Below are 22470 nucleotides of genomic sequence, written 5' to 3' on the forward strand. Positions count from 1 at the left end.
GCGGGCGCGGACACTGGCGGCAGGTTTCCTCCGACGCCACCACTGGGGATGCCGCGCCCGCCGGGTGGTGCGCCACGTGGCCGGCGTAACATCCGCCATCGGCGGCGCCGTTCGGTTCCCGGCGGGGGATTGCCGCGGCCCGCGGGTGCAGCACAAGGAGATCGCGATGTCCCGTTCCTCCCCCCGCGCCGTCCGCCGGCTCATGCCGGCATGGCCTCGCGCCCCGCCCGCATCGCCCGCTGTGGCTGGCCCGGGCCCGCAGCCTCCGCCACGGCCCCCCTGGTCGGGGTGGTGATGGGGTCCCGTTCCGACTGGGAGACCATGCAGCACGCCGTGCAGAAGCTCGACGCGCTGGGCGTGCCGCACGAAGTGAAGGTGGTCTCCGCCCACCGCACGCCCGACGTGCTGTTCGACTACGCCGCCAGCGCCCAGGCGCGCGGCCTGCGCGCGATCATCGCCGGCGCCGGCGGCGCGGCCCACCTGCCGGGCATGCTCGCCTCCAAGACCGCGGTGCCGGTGCTGGGCGTGCCGGTGCAGAGCAAGGCGCTCAACGGCATGGACTCGCTGCTGTCGATCGTGCAGATGCCGGCCGGGATCCCGGTGGCGACCTTCGCCATCGGCAATGCCGGCGCGGCCAACGCCGGGCTGTTCGCCGCCGCCCTGCTGGCCGCCGACCACCCGGCGATCGGCGAGGCGCTGGCCGCCTTCCGCCAGCGCCAGACCGACGACGTGGTCGCCCACGACGATCCGCGGCAGTGAGGCGCCCGGCATGAGCACCCGTACCACCGTCGGCATCCTCGGCGGCGGCCAGCTGGCCCGCATGCTGGCCCTGTCCGGCGCGCCGCTGGGCCTGCGCTTCCTGGTGATGGACACCGTGGCCGACGCCTGCGCCGGGCAGTTCGCGCCTTTGCTGGTCGGCGACTACCGCGACGAGGCCGCGCTGGCGCAGTTCGCCGGCAAGGTCGACGTGGCTACCTTCGATTTCGAGAACGTGCCGGCCGAGAGCGCCGAGTGGCTGTCGGCGCGGGCGCAGGTGTTCCCGAACCCGCGCGCGTTGGCCGTGGCCCAGGACCGGCTGGCCGAGAAGACCCTGTTCCGCGAACTGGACATCCCGGTGCCTGAGTTCGCCACGGTCGCCAGCCGCCAGGACCTGGAGCGGGCGCTGGACGCGGTCGGCGTGCCCTGCATCCTCAAGACCCGCCGCCTGGGCTACGACGGCAAGGGCCAGTTCCGGATCCGCGGCTACGGCGACGCCGACGCGGCCTGGGAGGCGCTGGGCGCGCAGGCGGCCACGGTCGGCCTGATCGTCGAGGCCTTCGTCCCGTTCGAGCGCGAGCTGAGCGTAGTGGCCGTGCGCGGCCGCGACGGCGAGTTCCGCACCTGGCCGCTGACCGAGAACTGGCACGTCGATGGCGTGCTCTCGGCCAGCCTGGCGCCGGCGCGGGTCGAGCCGGAACTGGCGCGGAGGGCGGTGGAGCACGCGCGCAGCCTGGCGCAGCGGCTGGACTACGTCGGCGTGTTCGCGCTGGAGCTGTTCTGCCGCGGCGGCGAACTGCTGGCCAACGAGATGGCGCCGCGGGTGCACAACTCCGGGCACTGGACCATCGAGGGCGCGCAGACCTCGCAGTTCCAGAACCACCTGCGCGCGGTGCTGGGCCTGCCGCTGGGCGATACCGGCGCGATCGGCCACGCCTGCATGCTCAACTGGATCGGGCAGATGCCGGACGCGGGCGCGGTCCTGCGCGAGGCCGGCGGCCACTGGCACGACTACGGCAAGGAGCCGCGCGCCGGGCGCAAGGTCGGGCACGCCACCCTGCGTGCGGATGCGCCGGCGGCGCTGGCCGATGCCCTGGAGCGGGTCGGTCGCACGCTGGGCCGCGAATCGCAGGTCGCCCCGCCGGTCGCCGCGCTGCGCGGCCTGTAGCCGCCGGCTTGCGGTTGCCTCAGCGCAGCCGCGCCGTCACCGCGTTCCAGTCCACGACCTTCCAGAACGCTTCCAGGTACTGCGCCCGGTCGTTCTGGCGGTCCAGGTACCAGGCGTGTTCCCACAGGTTGCAGGCCAGCAGCGGCCGGTCGCTGCCGGTCAGCGGGTTGTTGGCGCCGTGGGTGGCGACGATGCCCGGCGAACCGTCCGCGCGCTGCACCAGCCAGACCCAGCCCGAGCCGGACAGGCCCATCGCCACCCGCGCGAACTCGTCGCGGAAACGCGCGTGGTCGCCGTACTGGCGCGCCAGCAGTTCGCCCAGGCGGGCGCCGGGTTCGCCGCCGCCGCGCGGCGACAGGCAGGTCCAGTAGAACCCCAGGGTCCAGGCCTGCGCGGCCTGCTCGAACAGCGCGCCGCGGGCCCGGCGGACGATCTCCTCCAGCGCCAGCTCCTCCAGGCCGCTGCCCGGCAGCAGGCCGTTGGCCGCGTCCACGCAGGCGCGGTGCACGCCGCCGTGCAGCGCGTCCAGGGTCGCGGCCGAGAGGTGCGGCTCCAGCGCGGTGCGGGCGTAGGGCAGGGCGGGCAGTTCGATCGGCATCGGGACGGCGGTTCCGGTCGGGGGGCGTCGGCGCGGCGGCGCGCAGGGATTACAATTGCAACTTCAGTTTAGCCGACGGCGGGCCGGTCCCCGCCGTCCAGGGAGAGTCGCAATGGCGGTGATGGAGCGCATCCAGGCCGAGGTCGAGGGCCACCCGATCGTGCTGTTCATGAAGGGCACGCCGGCGTACCCGATGTGCGGCTTCTCCGCGCGCGCGGTGCAGGCCCTGCAGGCCGCCGGCGCCGATGGCCTGCACACGGTCAACGTGCTCGAGGAGCCAGAAGTGCGCGCCAACCTGCCGCGGTTCTCCAACTGGCCGACCTTCCCGCAGCTGTTCCTGCATGGCGAGCTGATCGGCGGCTGCGACATCACCCTGGAGCTGCTGGAGTCCGGCGAGCTGCAGCGCATGGTCAGCGAAGCGCAGTCGCAGTGAGCCTGCTCGACCTGCCCGTCGCCTCGCCCCGGCCGCTGGCCGGCCGCGTGGTCCTGCTCAGCGGCGCCCATGGCGGCCTCGGTGCGGCCGCGGCCGAGGCCTGCGCCGCCGCCGGCGCCACCCTGGTCCTGCTCGGACGCCGCCTGCCCAGGCTCAACCGGGTCTACGACGCCGTGGCCCAGGCCGGCCCCGAGCCCCTGCTGTATCCGCTGGACCTGGAAGGCGCCGGCCCGGACGACTACGCCGAACTGGTCGACCGCCTGCAGGCGGAGCTGGGCCGGCTCGACGGCCTCCTGCACTGCGCCGCCGACTTCCGCGGCCTGACCCCGCTGGAACACATCGATCCGGCCTCCTTCGCCCGCAGCATCCACGTCAACCTCACCGCGCCCTGGTGGCTGGTCCAGGCCTGCCTGCCGCTGCTGCGGCAGGCGGACGATCCGGCAGTGGTGGTCACGGTCGACGATCCCGCCCGGGTCGGCCAGGCCTACTGGGGCGCCTACGGCGTGGCCCAGCACGGCCTGCGCGCGCTGGTCGGGATGCTGGCCGCCGAACTGGCCGGCACCCCGGTACGGGTCGCCGGCCTGCAGCCCGGGCCGATGCGCACGCCGCTGCGCGCCCGCGCCTACGCCGACGACCTCGGCGAGGGCGTGGCCGACGCCCGCGACCGGGCCGCGGCCTGCGTCATCCTGCTGTCGGCGGCCGGCGCCGCCCATCGCGGCGCCATCTGGGATGCCGCCGCCACCGGGAGCCTGCCCGCATGACCATCCTGTCCGCGGCCCTGCTGCTGTTCCTGATCCTGGACCCGCTGGGGAACGTTCCCGTGTTCCTCAGCGTGCTCAAGCCTTTGCCGCCGGCCCGGCAGCGGGTGGTGCTGATCCGCGAGCTGCTGATCGCCCTGGCGGTGCTGATGCTGTTCCTGTGGTGCGGCAAGTACGCCCTGGAGCTGATGCACCTGCGCCAGGAATCAGTGTCGATCGCCGGTGGCATCGTCCTGTTCCTGATCGGCATCCGCATGATCTTCCCGCGCCCGGAAGGGCTGATGGGCGAGATCCCGGATGGCGAGCCGTTCATCGTGCCCCTGGCCATTCCCCTGGTCGCCGGCCCGTCGGGCATGGCCGCGGTGATGCTGATGGGCAGCAGCGAGCCGGACCGGCTGGGGGAGTGGAGTCTGGCCCTGCTCCTGGCCTGGGGCGCGACCTCCGCCATCCTGCTGGCGTCCCCGTTCCTTTACCGGCTGCTGGGCCGGCGCGCGCTGTCGGCGATCGAGCGCCTCATGGGCATGCTGCTGGTCGCCATCTCCGTGCAGATGCTGCTGGATGGCCTGACCGCTTATCTCGGCCTGACCCCCGCCTCCTGAGAACCCGCACCGGCGGCCCGGGGAACGCCACCATGCACGCGACGGATCGGCTTGCTGCACCGCAATAGAAATTTGTCATATCGCGGTCACACCCTGTCATTAGCATGTTAATCTGGTGTTAACCCCTGCGCCTCCGTATGCAGGGAAGCCCTTGATTCGCATAGCCCATTCCGGGCACGCCCCTTTTCCAGCCATCCTGTCAGAGGCAGATCCCATGACCGATTCCCGTCGACTCCGGATGTCCAAGCTCACCCTGGGCCTGGCCATCGCGCTCGCCGCCGCCCCCGCCTTCGCCCAGAGCACCTCCTCCGGCGTCGGCGGCACCGTGACCTCGGCCGCCGGCCAGCCGGTCGCAGGCGCCGAAGTCACCATCACCCACGTCGAGTCGGGCACGGTCAGCCGCGCCACCACCGATGCCAGCGGCCGCTACAGCGCCCGCGGCCTGCGCGTCGGCGGTCCCTACACCGTCACCATCAACAAGCCGGGCGAGGGCACCAAGACCGAGGAAGGCATCTACCTGAGCCTGAACCAGGTCAGCACCGTCAATGCCGCCCTGACCGGCGACGTGACCACCCTGGAAAGCGTCAGCGTGGTTGGCGTGTCCGGTGGCTCGGCCGTGTTCAGCGCCACCAAGATGGGCTCCGGCACCAGCGTCGACCGCCAGGAAATCGAGGCCCTGCCGTCCGTGGGTGGCAACATCCAGGACTACATGCGCATGGACCCGCGCGTGGCGTTCACCGACCGCGCCTCGGGCAGCATCAGCGCCGGCGGCATGAACCCGCGTTACAACAAGATCACCATCGACGGCGTCTCGGCCAGCGACACCTTCGGCCTGGAAGGCAACAACATGCCGACCATGCGCCAGCCGGTGTCGATGGAGGCCATCGAGGCCATCGACGTCAACCTGTCCAACTATGACGTCACCATGTCCGGCGCGGCCGGCGCCAACGTCAACGCGGTCACCAAGTCCGGTACCAACGAGTTCCACGGCTCGGTGTACGGCAAGTACCGCGACGGCGACTGGTTCGGCGACTACCCGGCCCGCGTGGCCGGTGCCAGCACCGACATCACCGGCCTGCCGTTCGACGAGTTCACCAAGGACACCACCTACGGCATGACCCTGGGCGGCCCGGTCATCCAGGACAAGCTGTTCTTCTTCGCCAACTACGAGAAGACCGTCCAGGCCGACATCGGCACCCCGGGCGGCAGCCAGGGCACCAACCCGCTGGATGCCGGCGCGGACTTCAACGCCGCCGACGTGGCCGAAGTGCAGCGCATCGCGCGCGAGGAGTGGGGCTTCGAGCCGGGCGCGCTGAGCGGCAGCGGCGACACCGAGCTGGAAGAGTACGCGCTGAAGCTGGACTGGAACATCAACGAGGACCACCGCGCCAGCCTGCGTTACAGCAAGCTGGAGCAGAACCGCGTCCGTCCGGAGGCGTCCACCAGCAGCGTGCTGGCGCTGAGCTCGAACTGGTACAACCACGCCAAGACCGTGGAAAGCTACGTCGGCCAGCTGTTCAGCGACTGGAGCGACACGTTCTCCACCGAGTTCAAGGCCTCGTACCGCGACTACTCGGCCATCCGCATCAGCCCGACCACCGCGCCGACCATCCAGGTCTACTTCGACGACGGCAACGCCACGAACCAGATCACCAACGGTGACCTGATCCGCCTGGGCACCGAGCGCAGCTCGCCGGGCAACACCCTGCTGACCGAGACCTGGAACTACTTCGGCGCCGCCACCTGGACCCTGGGCGACCACGACGTCAAGTTCGGCTTCGAGTACAACGAAAGCGACATCTACAACTACTTCCTGCAGGATTCGTGGGGCAACTTCAGCTTCTACGTGCCGCGGGTGAACGGCGTGGCCGATTTCGGCAACCTGATCCGTGGCCAGTACTTCGACTACGACCTGCAGGCCAACCCGACCGATCCGGACGCGATCGCCGCGCAGTACAAGAACAAGAGCCTGGGCTTCTTCGTCCAGGATACCTGGTATGTCACGCCGAACCTGACCCTGACCCTGGGCCTGCGCGCCGACAAGCCGGAGGCCAGTCCGGATGCGCCGTACAACGAGTGCTTCGCCGCTGCGCCGGGCACCGCCAACGCCGCCTGCGGTACCGGCTACACCGGTGGCTTCGGTCTGGACAACAGCAACACCTACAACGGCGACTACATCATCCAGCCGCGCTTCGGCTTCAACTACACGTTCGACACCGAGCGTCCGATGCAGCTGCGCGGTGGCGTGGGCCTGTTCCAGGGTGACGCGCCGCAGGTGTGGGTGGGCAATGCCTACAGCAACACGGGCATGAACTACATCTCGTACCAGAACCTGACCGACTGGCAGAACATCCCGTTCAGCGCCAACGGCCTGAACCCGACGATCCCGGCGACGGGCACGGGCGTGCGCAACGTCAACGTGATCTCCGACGACTTCGAACTGCCGTCTGTGTGGAAGGCGAACCTGGGCATCGACGTCGAGACCCCGTGGTACGGCATCGTCGCTTCGGCGGAACTGCTGCTGACCGACGTCAAGAACGGGCTGTTCTACCGTTCGCTGAACGTCGGCCCGGGCTACGAGGGCCCGGATGGCCGCACCCTGTACTGGAACCCGGCCTACCGCGGCACCCTGCCGAGCTCGGGCTCCGCGTACACCAACAACTCGCGCTACGGCCGCAACACCTACTTCGGTGACGTGTACCTGCTGGAGAACTCCAACAAGGGCAAGGGCCAGCAGCTGACGTTCTCGCTGAGCCGTCCGTTCAGCGAAGAAAGCGACTGGTCCTGGATGCTGGGCTACACCTACACCAATGCCGAGGAAGTGGGCGCGCTGACCAGCTCGACCGCCGGTTCCGGCTTCGGTGGCCAGTACGGCTTCAACATCAACGAAGTGGCTTCGTCCACCGCCCGCTACGAGATCAAGGACCGCATCAGCGGCGCCCTGAACTGGTCGCACAAGTTCTTCGGTGACCACGCCACCCAGGTCGGCCTGTTCTATGAAGGCCGCAGCGGCCGTCCGTACAGCTACATCTTCACCGGCGACGCGAACGGCGACGGTCGTACCTTCAACGACCTGTTCTACGTTCCGAACCGCGGCGACGTGCTGTTCGGCAGCCTCAGCTCGACCGGCGCCTTCACCGCCAACCCGGCGATGGAGCAGGCGTTCTGGAACTGGCTGGACGCCAACCCGGAGCTCAAGAAGTACCAGGGCACCTACGCGCCGGAGAACGAGTTCCGCGCGGGCTGGGTGAACACCTTCGACCTGCGCATCAGCCAGGAACTGCCGGGCTTCTTCGACGGCCACAAGTCGAAGGTCTGGGTGGACATCCAGAACGTCGGCAACCTGCTGAACAAGGACTGGGGCCACATCGTCGACTACGGCTTCAACGCCAACGAGGCCGTGGCCGCCCTGCAGGGCATCTACAACGGCAAGTACGTGTACGGCTACCGCAGCGGCACCCAGTTCGGCCAGCCGACCGCCGAAGGCATGCCGACCTCCAGCGACGGCCAGACCAACGGCGTCTCGCAGTGGTCGGTCCAGGTGGGCCTGCGCTACGACTTCTGATCCCCTGATCGGAGTCGATGCTTGATGGAACGGCCGGGGCGACCCGGCCGTTTCCTTTTGTGGGGGAGGGCGCCCGGCCTCGCCTGGGTTACAGTCCGCGACCGGATGCGGAAGACAGGACAGGACGAACAATGAACGAGACGGCGACCACCAGCACCCTGCCCGTGCAGGACGCACGCATCTACCCGCGCGGTGGCCTGGACGTGCTTTCGCGCACCGAGGTGGCCCGCCTGCGCGATGCCTCCAGTGGCGGCATGCACGAACTCCTGCGCCGCTGCGCGCTGGCCGTGCTGACCAGCGGCAGCGCAAGTGACGACCCGCGCGCGGCGCGCGACCTCTATCCCGATTTCGACATCCAGGTCGCGCAGCAGGACCGCGGCGTGCGCATCGACCTGAAAAGCGCGCCGGCCATGGCCTTCGTCGACGGCGAGATCATCCGCGGCGTGGCCGAACTGCTGTTTGCCGTGGTCCGCGACCTGGCCTGGACGGCGATCGAGCTGGGCCCGGAGTACGCCCAGGACCTGGAGACGCCGGCCGGGATCACCGACGCGGTGTTCGGCCTGCTGCGCAACGCGCGGGTGCTGCGCCCGGCCGATCCCAACCTGGTGGTGTGCTGGGGCGGGCATTCGATCTCGCGCGAGGAGTACATCTACACCAAGCAGGTCGGCTACGAGCTGGGCCTGCGCGGGCTGGACATCTGCACCGGCTGCGGCCCGGGCGCGATGAAGGGCCCGATGAAGGGCGCCACCATCGCCCACGCCAAGCAGCGCAAGGCCAGCAGCCGCTACATCGGCATCACCGAGCCGGGCATCATCGCCGCCGAGTCGCCCAACCCGATCGTCAACGAGCTGGTGATCATGCCGGACATCGAGAAGCGGCTGGAGGCGTTCGTGCGCCTGGGCCACGGCATCATCGTGTTCCCCGGCGGCGTCGGTACGGCCGAGGAGATCCTGTACCTGCTCGGCATCCTCATGCACGAGGACAACGCCGACCTGCCGTTCCCGTTGATCCTCACCGGGCCGACCATCGCCGCGCCGTACTTCGAGCAGATCGACCGCTTCCTGCGCCTGACCCTGGGCGAGGCGGCCACCTCGCGCTACGAGATCATCGTCGGTGACCCGGCCACGGTGGCGAAGAAGATGGCGGCCGGCATCCGCAAGGTGCGCGAGGCGCGCATCGCCCACAAGGATTCGTTCTACTTCAACTGGGCCCTGCGCATCCCGGCGGAGTTCCAGCACCCCTTCGTGCCCAGCCACGAGGCCATGGCCGCGCTGGACCTGCACCACGGCCGGCCGCCGTCGGCGCTGGCGGCCGACCTGCGCCGCGCCTTCTCCGGGATCGTGGCCGGCAACGTCAAGGAGGAGGGCATGCGCCGGATCGAGGCCCATGGCCCGTTCGAGATCCATGGCGCGCCGGACATGATGCTGGCCCTGGACGGCCTGCTGCGCGCCTTCGTCGAGCAAAGGCGGATGAAGATCGCCGGCGAGTACCGGCCGTGCTACCGGGTGGTGGCCTGAGGGCGGCGCCGGCCTCCCCCGGGCAGGCGACCGTCCCTCCCGCCACTCCGACCGCTCGTCCCGGCGCGCCTTGCGCCGGGCCCGGGCCCGGCTAGGCTGCTGGCATCACGCTGGGGAGCGATGCGCATGCGGCCCGACCGCCAGACCGGTTTCACCCTGATCGAGCTGATGGTGACCCTCGCCATCCTGGCGGCCCTGCTGTCCCTGGGCCTGCCGAGCTTCCAGGGCAGCCTGCGTTCCAACCGGGTGGCCACCACCACCAACGAAATGCTGGCCTCGCTGTCGCTGGCCAGGACCGAGGCGCTCAAGGGCCTGGGTCCGGCAGGGGTCTGCGCTTCCACCGACGGCGCCACCTGCGCCGCCGCCACCGACTGGTCGGGCGGCTGGCTGGTGTGGCGCGAGGAGCGCACGGCCAGCGGCGTCGACACCGTGGTGGTGCGCTACATCCAGGCCAAGTCGAAGATGACCGTGACCGGCCCCGAGGACGGGATCGAATTCACGACCCAGGGCCGGTCGGAAACCGGGGCCGAGCAGATCGACCTGGCGCCGGACGACGCCGGCACGCCGCTGCGCTGCATCGCGCTCAACGCCACCGGCCAGACCCGCACCCTGCAGGAGGCCTGCCCATGAACCGGCGTTCCATCGGCCGCGGTCACGGCCGCGCGGGCGGCTTCAGCCTGATCGAGGTGATGATCGCCATCCTCGTGCTCGGCGTGGGCCTGCTCGGCTTCGCCCTGCTGCAGACCATGAGCGTGCGCTTCACTCAGAGCGCCAACCAGCGCACCCAGGCCACCAACCTGGCGTCGGACATGCTAGACCAGATGCGCGCCAACCGCCTGGTCGCCGCCCAGTACGCAGGCGATTACGATGCCAGCACCACGGCCAGCGAATGCGAACCCGACGACGACATCAGCGTCGAAAAGTACAAGACCATCTGGGAATGCCGCTTGGGCATGGCGCTGGGGGCCGACGCGAGCGCTAGGGTGACCTTCAACGACGGCGTGGCCAACGTCGACATTACCTGGGGCGACCAGCGCTGGAACGACGCCGACAACGACGGCACGGTGTCCGATGCGGAGAAGAACGTCAGCTTCGCTACGGAGACCCGCCTGTGAAGCCGATGCCATCCTCCCGCCGGCAGCGCGGACTTTCCTTGGTCGAGTTGATGGTGGCGCTGGTCATCGGCCTGATCCTCGTGCTGGGCCTGGTTGAGGTGTTCGGGGCTTCGCGCGCCGCCTACCAGCTTTCCGAAGGCATGGGCCGGGCGCAGGAAAATGGGCGGTTCGCCATCGATTTCCTGCAGCGCGACATCCGCATGGCCGGTCATTTCGGGTGCGTCAACGACCAGGCGCGGCGCCTGACGGACGACGCATTCAACTCCCACTTCGGCGTGGACGGCGCCCTCGACTTCGGCTATTCGATCCGCGGCTATGAAGATGCGTCACCGGACGACATCGACCTCAGCCCCGAGCGCATCGACGGGACCGACACCCTGGTGCTGCGCTTCCTGCGCGGCAACGGGGCGCCGATCCTGACGGTCGATACCAGCAACCCGGCGGCGCCGTTCGCCACCGTGGATCCGGCGAAGTGGAGCGTGCTGCAGGACAGCGGCGTGGCTTCTCCGGAGATGTTCGGGGTTGCCGACTGCGCCTATGCGGACGTGTTCTCGGCCGACGCGGTGGATGCCGCGTCCGGCAAGGTCACCGCGCCGGCGGGCGTGGACCTGGGCCGCTACGGCACCAGCCCCGGCGGTGGGCCGGCGATGCTGTACCGCGCCGAGGTGGTCGTGTACTACATCGGCTTGGGCGCCGGCGGACAGCCCTCGCTGTGGCGCGCGCGCCTGAACGGCGATGGGGACGTTGCGTCGGAGGAGCTGGTCGAGGGCATCGAGAACCTGCAGTTGCGTTATGGGATGGACCGCAACGACGCCACCGATCCGACCGGATTCATGGACACCCAGGGCACGGCCGACGATGTCGGCGATGCCGACCTCGACTGGCGGGCGGTCGGCCAGGTCCAGGTGGCGCTGCTGGCAGCCAGCCCGGCACCGGCGGCGGCCGCGCAGGCCAGCCAGGTTGAGCCCAACCTACTCGGCGAGGCGGTCGATGCCCCGGACGACGGTCGCTATCGCGCCGTCTATGAAACCACGATCGCCCTGCGTAACCGCCTGTATGGCAACTGAGCGGACCATCACGATGCGCGCACAACGCCTCCTTCCCCGGCATGCCCGACCCGCCACCCGCCAGGGGCAGCAGGGAGCGGCGCTCTACGTCGCTCTGATGATGCTGATCCTGCTGGCGCTGATCGGCATCGTCGGCATGCAGGTGGCCGGCCTGCAGGAGCGCATGGCCGCCAATTACCTCAACACCAACCTGGCCTTCCAGACCGCCGAAGCCGATGCGCGCGAGCACGAGTGCTACCTGGAAGGCCTGGTGAACCGCACCGGCACCTGCGCCGCGGCGGCCGTGGACGTCAGCCAGATCTGCGATGACGGCTTCGATGCCGGGAGTTGGGCTGCGGCGAAGTCGGTCGACGTGCCGCAGGCCAACCGGGTGAGCGTGCGCGAGATCGGGCCATGCATATCCGGCAACAGCAGCCTTGCGATGGGCACGGCACCGGTCAGCGAGGACCCCAACCCGGTCTACCAGATTACCGTCTATGCCACCAACGAGGCCGCGTCCGCGAACGCCGCCATCGATACGATCTTCAGGCCCTGAGGACACTATGCATACCCGGACCATGAAACTGCTCGCACTGGCATCGTTCGCCGTGCTGGGAACGGCAGGTTACTACCTCTACTCCGTGCGCGCCCAAGCCACGCCTCCCGACCTGGCGCAAGCTCCGCTGCATGTTTCCAAGACGATTCCCACGGCTTTCATCATGGCCTTGGATGATTCGGGTTCGATGGTCTGGGAGATGCTCAACAACACCCGCGACGGCGTGTACGTGTGGAACGGGACGAGCTTCTACAACGGCAGCGAGGCGTGGGGTTACGACAGCGCGCCCGCGGGTGATGCGCGCTTCTATTACAACTTCCCGGTCGCCGGGCATAGCGATGATTCGGTCATGCCGCCGATCGACGCCTTCGGCTTCGCCCGCTCGCCGGACGTGAATACGGCGTACTTTGACCCTCGCATCACTTACTCGGCTTGGAAGAATGGAGATGGAACCAATTACCTCGCTTCGATCGATCCTGCCGCCGCACCTGTTGATCCGCGTCCCACGGGCTCGGAGGGCAAGACCACCGCGACCCTGGACCTGACCAGCGTCGTGGCCTACACGGGGAACGACAACAACCGCAGGTTTCGTGTCCGCGCTGGCATGGTCCTGCCGGTGGGCGCCGAAGTGCGTGGCAACTGCAACAGCACGCCGGCACTGCCGGCCTACACCGGTGACTGGCGGATCCTGACCCAGGTCACCACCATCAACCAGAGTTGCCGGCTGTCCTTCAAGTACTACCCGGCGACGTTCTACTTGGCCGACCCCGATACCTTGCCGGCCAGCTACGGCTATACCGCCACGCCGGTGGCGGTGACCGACCCGGCCGGTGGCCGGCCCGGGACCTTGTACCGCTATGAAATCAAGCTGGCGAACTTCAATAACGACACGGCGGCCTATGGCGCGGCGATGCAGAACTTCGCCAGCTGGTTCAGCTACTACCGCAGCCGCCGTGAGGGCCTCATCGGCTCGGTCACCAATGCACTGGGCGACGTGTCGAAGATGCGGGTCGGTTGGTTCAGGATTAGCAACCGTGTCGACGTCACCATGCGTGACATGTCGGACACCACCGAGCGCAATGCGCTGTTCTCCGAGATCCACCGGATGCGTGCGTCCGGGTCGACGCCGAACCGTCGCGCGGTGCGCCATATCGGCGAGCAGTTCAAGCGCAGCACCGGGACCAACCTGCCGGTGGTGTCCGCCTGCCAGAAGAACGCCGGCATGCTGTTCACGGACGGCTACATCAACGAAGAGGGCAACAGTCCCGATGTCGGCGGCAACTTGGATGGGACGCGCATGCCGACCGCGCCGTTCAGCGATACGGTCGACAACACCATGGCCGACATCGTGGTGCCGTACTACCTGGACTCGCTGCGCCCCGACATCGACACCAACGAAGTGCCGGTGCCCGGGGGCTGTTCGGCCACGACGCCGGACCCCAAGCTGGATTGTCAGACCAACCTGCACATGAACTTCTACGGCATCACGCTGGGTACGCGTGGCCGCCTGTTCGACGTGAGCTATTTGGCGGATGCGAACGATCCCGCCAAGGTCACGCCGGATCCGTATGCCAATCCGCCGACTTGGCACACCGCGCGCGAAGACCTCAATCCCAACGCCGTGGACGAGATGTGGCATGCCACCCTCAACGCGCGCGGCATGATGGTCAATGCCCGCTCGCCAGCGGCGGTGACCGAGGCCATGCGCCGCATCCTGGCCTCGGTGGGCGATGGCTCGTCGCCGTCGGGCACGCTGTCGCTCACCGGCTCGCGCATCGGCACCGGCTCGCTGGTGGTGGAACCCAGCTACACCGCGTTGGCCGATGGTGACACCCCGCCGCTGGACTGGTACGGCGAACTGAGGGCGAGTACCGCGATCGCCAATCCGCTTACCGGCCATGTCACCACGACTCAGGCGTGGGAGGCTGGCAACGAGCTGCCGGCGCACGGTGCGCGCAACATCAGATTCGGCATGACGTCCAGTTCCGTGGTTCCGACGGTTGCGGCATTCAGCGATACCAACCTGACGGCCGCCGGCGTCGATCTGGCGGGACTCTGCGCGGGCGAACTGGCACCCGGTGCATGCGCCACCTATATCGGCAGCCTCGGTGTCAACCTCGGGCAGGCGGTCAACTACCTGCGCGGCGACCAGTCGCTGGAGGGCACCCGTTTCCGCACCCGCACCAAGGTGCTTGGCGACATCGTCAACTCCACTCCGGTGGTGACGGCAGGCCGCGTGATCACCTCAACGCCTACCGTCGTGCGAACCGTTGACGATTACGGCTATCGCGCGCTGGGCGGGACGTATGCGACCACCTACGCCGCCTACCTGGCAACCAAGCGCAGCTCCGGTAAGCAGATGGTCTACGTCGGCGCGAATGACGGCATGCTGCACGCATTCGATGGCGAGACGGGCGAGGAGACCTTCGCGTACATCCCCGCGACGGCCGTCGGGCACCTGGGCAACCTGCTGTTTCCCTATGACGCCGCCCGCGGCGCCAACCAGAACTTCCAGCACCGGTACTACGTCGACGGGCCGGTAACCATTTCCGACGTCTTCGACGGAACGTCCTGGAAGACCGTTCTGGTAGGCACGTCCGGCGCTGGCGGCCGCAGCGTGTTCGCTCTGGATGTGACCGACCCCGATGACATCTCGGTGCTGTGGGAAGTCAACGACCTGATCACCGGCCATACGACCATCAGCGAGAACATCGGTTACGTGCTGGGCAAGCCGGTGATCGTGCCGATCAAGGGCGTGGATGGGTCGGGTAACCCGGTCGTCTCCTGGAAGGTGGTCTTCGGCAACGGCTACAACAGCGCCAGCCAGACCGCGTCGCTATTCGTCGTGGATGCGATCACCGGGGCCACCAGCGTGGTTACCGCCGCCGAAGATCCGGACGGGAACGATCTGCTGGGCTACAACGGCATGGGCAACGTGGTGGTGGTCGACATGCAGCGTCGCACCTATGCCAATGATGCCTGGACGGCGGGCCGCGACGGCTTCGCCGATACGGTGTACGCCTCCGACCAGAACGGCGCCGTGTGGAAGTTCAACCTGGTCTCGAGCACCACCGGCCTCACCGAGCCGTTCTACGTGGCCCGCGACGCATCTACCCAGCGCCAGCCGATTACTGGTGGGCTGGATGTCGCCGCCGGCCCGGGTACCGCCTCGATGGTGTTCTTCGGCACCGGTAGCTATTCGTTCGAGAACGACAGCGGCAGCAGCGGCGTGCAGACGTTCTACGCGATCATGGACCGGCCCGTTACAGGCTATTCGGTCAGCGGTCGCGGCGACCTGCTTGCGCAGTCCGTGGGCTCGGATACCGGTGACTTCAGGGCTACCAGCACCAATGCGATCACGGGCGCTCACAAGGGCTGGTACATCGACCTGCCCGCGGGCGAGCGCATGATCGGGTATCCAAGGGTGGAGAGCGGCGTCATCTTCTTCCCAACCTATGCTCCACCGGCCGGTTCGAGCAGCCTGTGTGGCCTGGGGGGCGACAACTACCTCTACGGCCTCAATGCCCTGAGTGGTGCTGCGGCACTGACCCGCGTGCGGATGGGCTCGCCCGATGGAACCCAGCCCGCGAGCAGCACCGGTGCGATCAAGCTGGATGCAGGCGATGCACCGGTGAAGGACGTGGCGGTGATGACCACCCCGCGCGTGTCGCCGCTGTCCGGGGCGGCCACGGACGATGACGTGGACGACGCCCTGGGCGCCCGCTGCTCAATGGTGATCAACGTGGCCGGTGCACCGCTGATGTACCTGCCGCGCCCGTGCGGGCGCCAATCCTGGAGACAGGTGCGATGAGCGCGGCCATCATCAGTTCACCCCTGCCTTCCAACGCCTTGCGGAACGCGCGTATGCACACCAGGTCCAAGGGCTTCACCTTGATCGAACTTATGATCGTGATCGCGGTGATCGCGATCCTCACCGCGCTGGCATACCCGGCCTACCAGGACCAGGTGCGCAAGTCGCGGCGGGCGCAGGCCAAGGCGGACCTGGTGGAGTACGCGCAGGAGGCGGAACGGTGGTTCACCGCGAACAACACCTACACCGGCTACGTGCCGCCCGCGCAGTCGCCGCGCCAGGGAACGTCCTTCTACACGATCTCGCCCACGCCGTTCGGCGCCACCGAGGCGTCCGCATTCACCCTTACGGCCACGGCGACCGGTGACCAGGTCAAGGACCGGTGCGGCAACCTCACGCTCACCAGCACCGGGCTGAAGGGCCGGTCGGGTTCGGTGGACCTGTCGGAGTGCTGGTAAGGGCTGCGTGGGCGATGTCGGACCGGAAGGAATTCTTGTCCGGCGTCTTGCCCACCGCCGCGATCTGCCCTTACAATGCGCGCCCCCGCCCGAATAGCTCAGCCGGTTAGAGCACTTGACTGTTAATCAGGGGGTCGTTGGTTCGAGTCCAACTTCGGGCGCCAGAAAAATCAAGGGCTTGCGAGTGATCGCAAGCCCTTTTTCTTTGCCCAGGAAGCGTCCATCTGGCGGGCTGGGGACTGGATCGGCAGGGCTCTAGCCGCCGCAGGAGCGGCAGGGCGCGCAACGCAGTTGGTACGGTGCATTTCGGTTGCGATCAGGGAGGCAGTTCAGCTGGCCGGGCAGGGCGTAGCGACCACCGGCTTCCGGGTCCTCACCCGGCCTACGTTGTTCACGATCACCTCGCCGTCCAGGCGTGCGTCCTGGCACACGCGCAGGGTCAAGTTGCTGCCGCCGCTGCGGCCATCGGGCTGGTAACGGACTCGCAGGCGGCCGCCGCTGGAGTGGACCTGGACCGAGGCCGCAAACGGCTGTCGCACGTCGCGCAGGATGTCCGCTGCCGTCACGGGCTGGTTGCGCCGTTGCGGATCGCGGTAGAGCAGCCACCCGCCGCTCCAGTCGGGCGCATCGTGGCAGCGGCCGTCACCCTGGGAGGGGCACAAGGTCACCGGCTGGCGCTGCATGACCGCCGTCGCCCGCGCCTGAGCCAGCTGCGCGCTGACCAGGTGCAGAGCGGTGGTGGCGCGCTGGCGCCGGAGGGTGTCCTGGAAGCCGGGCAGGGCCAGGCCGCAGAGGACGGCGAAGATGGCGAGCACGGTGAGGCACTCGACCAGGGTAAATCCCGGCGCATCCTTGCGCATGGGCGAATCCTTTCGCTCGGGAGCGGGAACAGGATCGCGCCGCGACCGGGCGCCGGTAATCGCCGCGCCGCCGAACCGCCTGTAGGAATTCGCGGCGCTCTTTTGTAAGGGCCGGAGCCCAGCCCGCCCCCACCGACACGGCCTGCACCCGGCGCCTGCCTATACTGTCCGGTCCCCTCCAAGCTCCGTCCTACCCATGAGCGAGCGTTTCGAACTGGTCTCCCCCTACGCGCCAGCCGGCGACCAGCCGCAGGCGATCGAGAAGCTGGTGGCTGGCTTCGACGCGGGCCTGGCCAGGCAGGTTTTGCTCGGCGTGACCGGCTCGGGCAAGACCTACACCATCGCCAACGTGGTCCAGGCGGTGCAGAAGCCGACCCTGGTGATGGCGCCGAACAAGACCCTGGCCGCGCAGCTGTACGGGGAGTTCAAGGCCTTCTTCCCCAACAACGCGGTCGAGTACTTCGTCAGCTACTACGACTACTACCAGCCCGAGGCCTATGTCCCCTCGACCGACACCTTCATCGAGAAGGACAGCTCGATCAACGACCATATCGAGCAGATGCGGCTGGCGGCGACCAAGGCGCTGCTGTCGCGCCCGGACGCGCTGGTGGTCGGCACCGTGTCGGCGATCTACGGCCTGGGCGCGCCCGAGGACTACCTGTCGCTGCGGCTGATCCTGTCGCGCGGCGAGCGTCTGGACCAGCGCGACCTGCTGCGCCACTTGACCCAGCTGCAGTACACCCGCAACGAGTACGAGTTGCAGCGCGGCACGTTCCGCGTGCGCGGCGAGGTGATCGACGTGCATCCGGCCGAAAGCGACGCCGAAGCGGTGCGCATCGAACTGTTCGACGGCGAGATCGAGAACATCGCCCTGTTCGACCCGCTCACCGGCGAGGTCCTGCGCCGGCTGCCGCGCTACACGATCTACCCCAAGACCCACTACGCGACCACCCGCGAGCGGGTGCTCACCGCGATCGAGACGATCAAGGTCGAGCTGAAGGAGCGGCTGGAGCAGCTGTACGCGCAGAACAAGCTGGTCGAGGCGCAGCGCCTGGCCCAGCGCACCCAGTTCGACCTGGAGATGATGGCCGAGGTGGGCTACTGCTCGGGCATCGAGAACTACTCCCGGCACCTGACCGGCAAGGCCGCGGGCGAGCCGCCGCCGACGCTGTTCGACTACCTGCCCGCGGACGCGCTGCTGGTGGTGGACGAGTCGCACGTGACCATTCCGCAGATCGGCGCGATGTACAAGGGCGACCGCTCGCGCAAGGAAACACTGGTGGAATTCGGCTTCCGCCTGCCGTCGGCGCTGGACAACCGGCCGCTGAAATTCGAGGAATGGGAGGCGAGGGCGCCCCGCTCGATCTACGTGTCGGCCACGCCCGGCCCGTACGAGAAGCGCGAGGCGGCCGACCAGGTGGTCGAGCTGGTGGTGCGCCCGACCGGCCTGGTCGACCCCAAGGTCGAGATCCGCCCGGTCGCCACCCAGGTCGACGACCTGATGTCGGAGATCAACCTGCGCGTGGCCGACGGCGACCGCGTCCTGGTCACGACCCTGACCAAGCGCATGGCGGAGAACCTGACCGACTACCTGTCCGAACACGGCATCCGCGTGCGCTACCTGCATTCGGACGTGGACACGGTCGAGCGCGTGGAGATCATCCGCGACCTGCGACTGGGCAAGTTCGACGTGCTGGTCGGCATCAACCTGCTGCGCGAAGGCCTGGACATGCCGGAGGTGTCGCTGGTGGCGATCCTGGACGCGGACAAGGAGGGCTTCCTGCGCTCGACCGGCTCGCTGATCCAGACCATCGGCCGCGCCGCGCGCAACCTGCGCGGCACCGCGATCCTCTACGCCGACACGATCACCCGCTCGATGCAGGCGGCGATCGAGGAGACCAACCGCCGTCGCGAGAAGCAGGAGGAACACAATGCCGCCCACGGCATCGTGCCGCGGCAGGTCGTTCGCCCGATCATGGACGTGATGGAAGGCGCCCGCGCCGAGGCGGGCGAAACCCGCGGCAAGGCCGGCCGTGGCAAGGCCCGGCAGGTGGCCGAGCCGGCTGCCGACTACGCGGTCATGGACCCGGCGAAGGCGGCCGCGCGCATCCAGGAGCTGGAGCAGCGCATGTACCAGCACGCCCGCGACCTCGAGTTCGAGGACGCAGCGCGGATCCGCGACCAGATCCGCAAGCTGAAGGAGGCCAGCCTCGGGTGAGGGCTGGTTGTGCCGCCCCGGCCGCCGGGGTAGAATGCGCGCCCTGCCGCGGGCAATCCGCGCGGGAATGCAACATCCGGGCGGTTAGCTCAGCGGTAGAGCACTACCTTGACATGGTAGGGGTCACAGGTTCGAACCCTGTACCGCCCACCAATCCTATCAGGCACTTACGGCCGGTGGATTGGGTTATGACTCCGGGACTAGCACGGCGCTAACACGAAGCCGTGACATGTACCCCTCGATCACGCCGACGGCTTCGCCCAGGTAATCCGGGCGGTACTTCGCGTACACCTCCGTCCGGCCGCCGTAGGCCCGGTGCCCCAGCATCCCCTGAATCTCTGCCTCGGGCACGCCAGCGGCGCGCAGCTCGGTCGCCATCGTGTGCCGGATCGTCTTGGGCACCACCTCCTGCCCCAGCCCGGCCCGGCGCCGGATGCCCCGCCACGCGGTCTTGAAGCTGGCGATGGGCTTGCCGCGCCACTGCACCAGCGGGCCGGCAGGGGCCGCTTCCAGCAGCGGGCGAAGGAATGGGGTCACCGGGACGGTTGGGCGGTACTTGCGCGTCTGCTTCCGCCCTGGCGGGTTCTGGGCCAGCAGCCACCGGTCGAAGTCCACCGATGCCCGGGTCAGGTCCAGGGCCGCCTCAGGGCGCGCCAGCGTGCCGTACAGCAGGGCGAGCATCATCCGCTCGTGCGGCAGCTCCGTCGCGCGCCACAGGGCCGCAGACTCGGCCACGGACAGCACCCGGTCGCGCGGCGGTGCATCCTCTCCGGGCAGGATGTACGGGACGGTCGATATCTCGCCCTCGCGGTAGGCGTGGTTCAGCGCCGCCTTGCCCACGGTCAGAATCCGCTTGATGTAGCCGGGCGACTTGCCGGCCAGTGACGCGACGAACTCGCGCTGTCTCGCGGTCGTGACCTCGGCCACCGTTGCCTCGCCCCAGAAGTCTGCCCAGTACCGCAGGGCGATCTTGGCGAACTCAGCGGACGGCAGCGCGTTGGCGTGCCGCTCCCAGTACCGCACCAGCACCATCGCCAGTGCCGCGTCCTGCGGCTGCTGCTGGCCGATCCTCCCGTGCTTGGCGAACCACTCCCACAGCCTCAGCTTGCCTTCCTGAAAGTCTGCTGTGCCAAGAGACTCGCGGCGTGTCTGTCGAGTGGCGGCGTCGTACCAGGTTCGACACCACTGCTCCGACCCGCGGCGCTTGCTGAGCCAGTAGTCTCCGATTTGGCCGGGGCGTTCCTGCATTGCTGGCGATACTCGTCAAGGATCTCGTCGGTGTAGCGGATGATGCGCGGGCCGATTCTCATGGGGTGAATCTGGCCCGCCAGTCTCAGGCGCGCCAGGGTGGGCTTGCTGATACCCAGCTTGCGCGCTGCCTCGGCCTCGCTAAAAGGGATTTTCTCAGCGGCCCCCATCGGGCACCTCCTGCGGGGTGGGGTAGTCGGGTATGTAGGACAGCTCCCAAGTTGGATGGAAAGGCATGGTGTGCTTTACCCCATCCAGCTGCACATTGAGGCGACCATTGCTGGCGGACTTGATCGTGCCGTACTCGGCGCGGCCACAGCCGGTATAGAGGACGCGCCCGCCGCGCTTCGCCGGGACGCGGTAGTTCCTGCGGACCCACGCCATGCTCACTCCCCACCCCCCTTCCCAGCCTCGGGCACGAGGCGGACGCGCTTGCCGTCCAAGCCCCACCTCTCGGCGGCCGCGGCGCTGATCGTGAGGGTGGCGCCATACAGCGCCGGCCCGGGGCGTGTGGGCAGCTCGATGACCGGTGCCCACTCGACCCTGCGCGCCAGTTCCTCGCACTCGCGCAGCACTGCCGCGAGGCTGGACGTGCTCGGCCAGCAGCCCATCTCCGACCGGATGCGTTCGCTCAGCTTCTCAGCCATTCCCGTTCTCCTTCCCGCGCGCCTGGTCGATGGCGTCCTTCATGGCGGCATAGGTCAGTGGAGCCTTACGGCCCTTCGACCAGTCGATGCCAACCTCGCCGGCCATCGTCGTGGCAAGCTCGTCCCACCGCTCCGCAAGCGCCGCCCAAATTGGCGAGTACCGCGCCATCTCCCCCATGCGGGGCTTCCACTCCGGGAACAGCTCCAAGAGGCGCAGGCACCGTCCGAGGTCTGCGGGATCCCACGGGAAGCTGCCGTCCGACTCCATGCCCAGCATGTGGTGGCAGATCGCCTCGCTCGACATGCCGCTATCGCCGCCCGCAAGCCACAGCAGCGCGCGCTTCTCCGTGGACGCATCCTCCCGCGCCGCTTCGAGGGCGGCGGCGGCTTCGCGGAGTAGGGCGGCTAGGTCGGTGCTGCCCATCTTGTTCGCGTGGACAAGCTCGGCCGATAGCCTCTCACTCAGCGTCTTCATCGTTCCTCCTGGCTGCGTCGATGGCGGCGAGCCGCTTCTCCGCCCACAGAACCACGTTGACGGGCACGCCGTCGCCGTCCGGAGTCTCCCCGCCTGCCAGGATGCGCAGGTCGGCGATCAGGGCCAGCGCCTCATTAGTCGTCATCTCCATAAATAGCCTCTGTTATCCGATATCGGGGGGTGTAGGGGGTCTATTGCGTGTTAGCGCCTATCTCGCTCTCGTTTGAACGCTTCGCCTTCCGTGATTCCATCTCGCAACAACATGCTGCCGTCGCGGTTGAAGTAGCGGACGCCATCCCACATACGCCCAAGAATCTCGGCGCACTTCTCGGCGTCTGCCCGTTCGGTAAACATCCACGTTGCCCATATATGGGGGAGCTGGTGATCCGGAATCCACGCAGCGCGAAAGTTCGCCAGCCGCTTGTAGTGCGTGTATTTGGTCATCGTTCGCCCGCCCTTCGATAACCCACGTACCTGCGGGCAGGATGCGTCGCCATTGCAGCCCAGCACCCACACTTTCGCGCCCGTCCTCAGAACCCGGTCACTCTGCACGTTCGCGACAACACCGTAGCTTCCAAACTCACGCCTATCCATCGCTTCGCCTCCTACGGCGCTAACAATTCGGTGCAGGCTAGGCCGGTT

23 protein-coding genes and 2 tRNA genes are annotated in these 22470 nt (G+C 68.3%); 16 read left to right on the forward strand and 9 right to left on the reverse strand.

Going from position 1 to position 22470, the window contains the following annotated elements; genetic code table 11:
• Positions 1-210 precede the first annotated feature (210 nt).
• Complete coding sequence (gene purE / locus CSC62_RS05165; RefSeq protein ID WP_162405108.1) at positions 211-759, forward strand: 5-(carboxyamino)imidazole ribonucleotide mutase; 549 nt, start codon at positions 211-213, stop codon at positions 757-759.
• Positions 760-769: 10 nt separating this feature from the next.
• The gene (locus CSC62_RS05170) at positions 770-1924 is read left to right on the forward strand and encodes a 5-(carboxyamino)imidazole ribonucleotide synthase (RefSeq protein ID WP_162405109.1); all 1155 of its coding nucleotides are present in this window, start codon (positions 770-772) and stop codon (positions 1922-1924) included.
• 19 nt (positions 1925-1943) lie between these two features.
• Here the strand turns inward: CSC62_RS05170 and CSC62_RS05175 are convergent, their stop codons facing one another.
• Positions 1944-2522: a superoxide dismutase gene (locus CSC62_RS05175; protein WP_162405110.1), complete on the reverse strand. Its 579-nt coding sequence runs from the start codon at positions 2520-2522 to the stop codon at positions 1944-1946.
• 112 nt (positions 2523-2634) lie between these two features.
• On the opposite strand from CSC62_RS05175, the gene grxD reads away from it, so the two are divergent.
• The 12 genes from grxD to CSC62_RS05235 all read left to right on the forward strand — a co-directional run bounded on the left by grxD (position 2635) and on the right by CSC62_RS05235 (position 16544).
• On the forward strand, positions 2635-2955 hold the full coding sequence (grxD, locus tag CSC62_RS05180; protein WP_162405111.1) for a Grx4 family monothiol glutaredoxin: 321 nt from the start codon (positions 2635-2637) through the stop codon (positions 2953-2955).
• 2 nt (positions 2956-2957) lie between these two features.
• Positions 2958-3716: an SDR family NAD(P)-dependent oxidoreductase gene (locus tag CSC62_RS05185; RefSeq protein WP_246194223.1), complete on the forward strand. Its 759-nt coding sequence runs from the start codon at positions 2958-2960 to the stop codon at positions 3714-3716.
• Positions 3713-4312, forward strand: a complete 600-nt coding sequence (locus CSC62_RS05190; protein WP_162405113.1) for a YhgN family NAAT transporter — start codon at positions 3713-3715, stop codon at positions 4310-4312. The genes CSC62_RS05185 and CSC62_RS05190 overlap by 4 nt, the downstream gene beginning before the upstream one ends.
• A gap of 214 nt (positions 4313-4526) precedes the next feature.
• Positions 4527-7877 (forward strand): TonB-dependent receptor, encoded by a 3351-nt coding sequence (locus CSC62_RS05195; RefSeq protein WP_246194207.1) that lies wholly within the window; start codon positions 4527-4529, stop codon positions 7875-7877.
• A 131-nt stretch (positions 7878-8008) separates the two neighbouring features.
• Positions 8009-9394 carry a nucleotide 5'-monophosphate nucleosidase PpnN gene (ppnN, locus tag CSC62_RS05200; protein WP_162405114.1) on the forward strand — a complete coding sequence of 462 codons (1386 nt, stop codon included), beginning with the start codon at positions 8009-8011 and terminating at the stop codon, positions 9392-9394.
• A 126-nt stretch (positions 9395-9520) separates the two neighbouring features.
• Positions 9521-10024, forward strand: coding sequence for a GspH/FimT family pseudopilin (locus tag CSC62_RS05205; protein WP_162405115.1), 504 nt, complete (start codon positions 9521-9523; stop codon positions 10022-10024).
• On the forward strand, positions 10021-10509 hold the full coding sequence (pilV, locus tag CSC62_RS05210) for a type IV pilus modification protein PilV (RefSeq protein ID WP_162405116.1): 489 nt from the start codon (positions 10021-10023) through the stop codon (positions 10507-10509). The genes CSC62_RS05205 and pilV overlap by 4 nt, the downstream gene beginning before the upstream one ends.
• A 5-nt stretch (positions 10510-10514) precedes the next feature.
• A complete protein-coding gene (locus CSC62_RS05215; protein WP_162405117.1) occupies positions 10515-11576 on the forward strand; it encodes a PilW family protein in 1062 nt (353 codons plus the stop codon).
• A 13-nt stretch (positions 11577-11589) separates the two neighbouring features.
• The gene (locus CSC62_RS05220) at positions 11590-12111 is read left to right on the forward strand and encodes a pilus assembly PilX family protein (RefSeq protein ID WP_162405118.1); all 522 of its coding nucleotides are present in this window, start codon (positions 11590-11592) and stop codon (positions 12109-12111) included.
• Positions 12112-12133: 22 nt separating this feature from the next.
• Positions 12134-15922 (forward strand): pilus assembly protein, encoded by a 3789-nt coding sequence (locus CSC62_RS05225; RefSeq protein ID WP_246194209.1) that lies wholly within the window; start codon positions 12134-12136, stop codon positions 15920-15922.
• Positions 15919-16380, forward strand: coding sequence for a type IV pilin protein (locus tag CSC62_RS05230; protein ID WP_425501993.1), 462 nt, complete (start codon positions 15919-15921; stop codon positions 16378-16380). The genes CSC62_RS05225 and CSC62_RS05230 overlap by 4 nt, the downstream gene beginning before the upstream one ends.
• Before the next feature lie 87 nt (positions 16381-16467).
• Positions 16468-16544, forward strand: a tRNA-Asn gene (locus tag CSC62_RS05235).
• Positions 16545-16709: 165 nt separating this feature from the next.
• Here the strand turns inward: CSC62_RS05235 and CSC62_RS05240 are convergent.
• On the reverse strand, positions 16710-17240 hold the full coding sequence (locus CSC62_RS05240) for a GspH/FimT family pseudopilin (protein WP_162405120.1): 531 nt from the start codon (positions 17238-17240) through the stop codon (positions 16710-16712).
• Positions 17241-17436: 196 nt separating this feature from the next.
• Between CSC62_RS05240 and uvrB the strand changes: the two genes are divergently transcribed.
• On the forward strand, positions 17437-19458 hold the full coding sequence (gene uvrB, locus CSC62_RS05245; protein WP_162405121.1) for an excinuclease ABC subunit UvrB: 2022 nt from the start codon (positions 17437-17439) through the stop codon (positions 19456-19458).
• Positions 19459-19536: 78 nt separating this feature from the next.
• Positions 19537-19611, forward strand: a tRNA-Val gene (locus tag CSC62_RS05250).
• Positions 19612-19644: 33 nt separating this feature from the next.
• Here CSC62_RS05250 and CSC62_RS17830 read toward each other — a convergent pair.
• From CSC62_RS17830 to CSC62_RS05285, 7 genes are read right to left on the reverse strand one after another with little or no spacing between them, the layout of a single operon-like run.
• Positions 19645-20562, reverse strand: coding sequence for a tyrosine-type recombinase/integrase (locus CSC62_RS17830; RefSeq protein WP_246194225.1), 918 nt, complete (start codon positions 20560-20562; stop codon positions 19645-19647).
• Positions 20559-20876 (reverse strand): helix-turn-helix domain-containing protein, encoded by a 318-nt coding sequence (locus CSC62_RS18000; protein WP_162405122.1) that lies wholly within the window; start codon positions 20874-20876, stop codon positions 20559-20561. Before CSC62_RS18000 ends, CSC62_RS17830 begins: the two co-directional genes overlap by 4 nt.
• Positions 20863-21090, reverse strand: a complete 228-nt coding sequence (locus CSC62_RS05265; protein ID WP_162405123.1) for a hypothetical protein — start codon at positions 21088-21090, stop codon at positions 20863-20865. Before CSC62_RS05265 ends, CSC62_RS18000 begins: the two co-directional genes overlap by 14 nt.
• Before the next feature lie 2 nt (positions 21091-21092).
• Positions 21093-21353 carry a hypothetical protein gene (locus CSC62_RS05270; protein WP_162405124.1) on the reverse strand — a complete coding sequence of 87 codons (261 nt, stop codon included), beginning with the start codon at positions 21351-21353 and terminating at the stop codon, positions 21093-21095.
• Complete coding sequence (locus CSC62_RS05275; RefSeq protein WP_162405125.1) at positions 21346-21828, reverse strand: hypothetical protein; 483 nt, start codon at positions 21826-21828, stop codon at positions 21346-21348. The genes CSC62_RS05270 and CSC62_RS05275 overlap by 8 nt, the downstream gene beginning before the upstream one ends.
• Positions 21812-21979 carry a hypothetical protein gene (locus tag CSC62_RS05280; RefSeq protein WP_162405126.1) on the reverse strand — a complete coding sequence of 56 codons (168 nt, stop codon included), beginning with the start codon at positions 21977-21979 and terminating at the stop codon, positions 21812-21814. The genes CSC62_RS05275 and CSC62_RS05280 overlap by 17 nt, the downstream gene beginning before the upstream one ends.
• Positions 21980-22029: 50 nt before the next feature.
• A complete protein-coding gene (locus CSC62_RS05285) occupies positions 22030-22422 on the reverse strand; it encodes a hypothetical protein (RefSeq protein WP_162405127.1) in 393 nt (130 codons plus the stop codon).
• Positions 22423-22470 lie beyond the last annotated feature (48 nt).

It is taken from the genome of Pseudoxanthomonas jiangsuensis, from assembly GCF_010093185.1.
Lineage (GTDB): Bacteria > Pseudomonadota > Gammaproteobacteria > Xanthomonadales > Xanthomonadaceae > Pseudoxanthomonas > Pseudoxanthomonas jiangsuensis.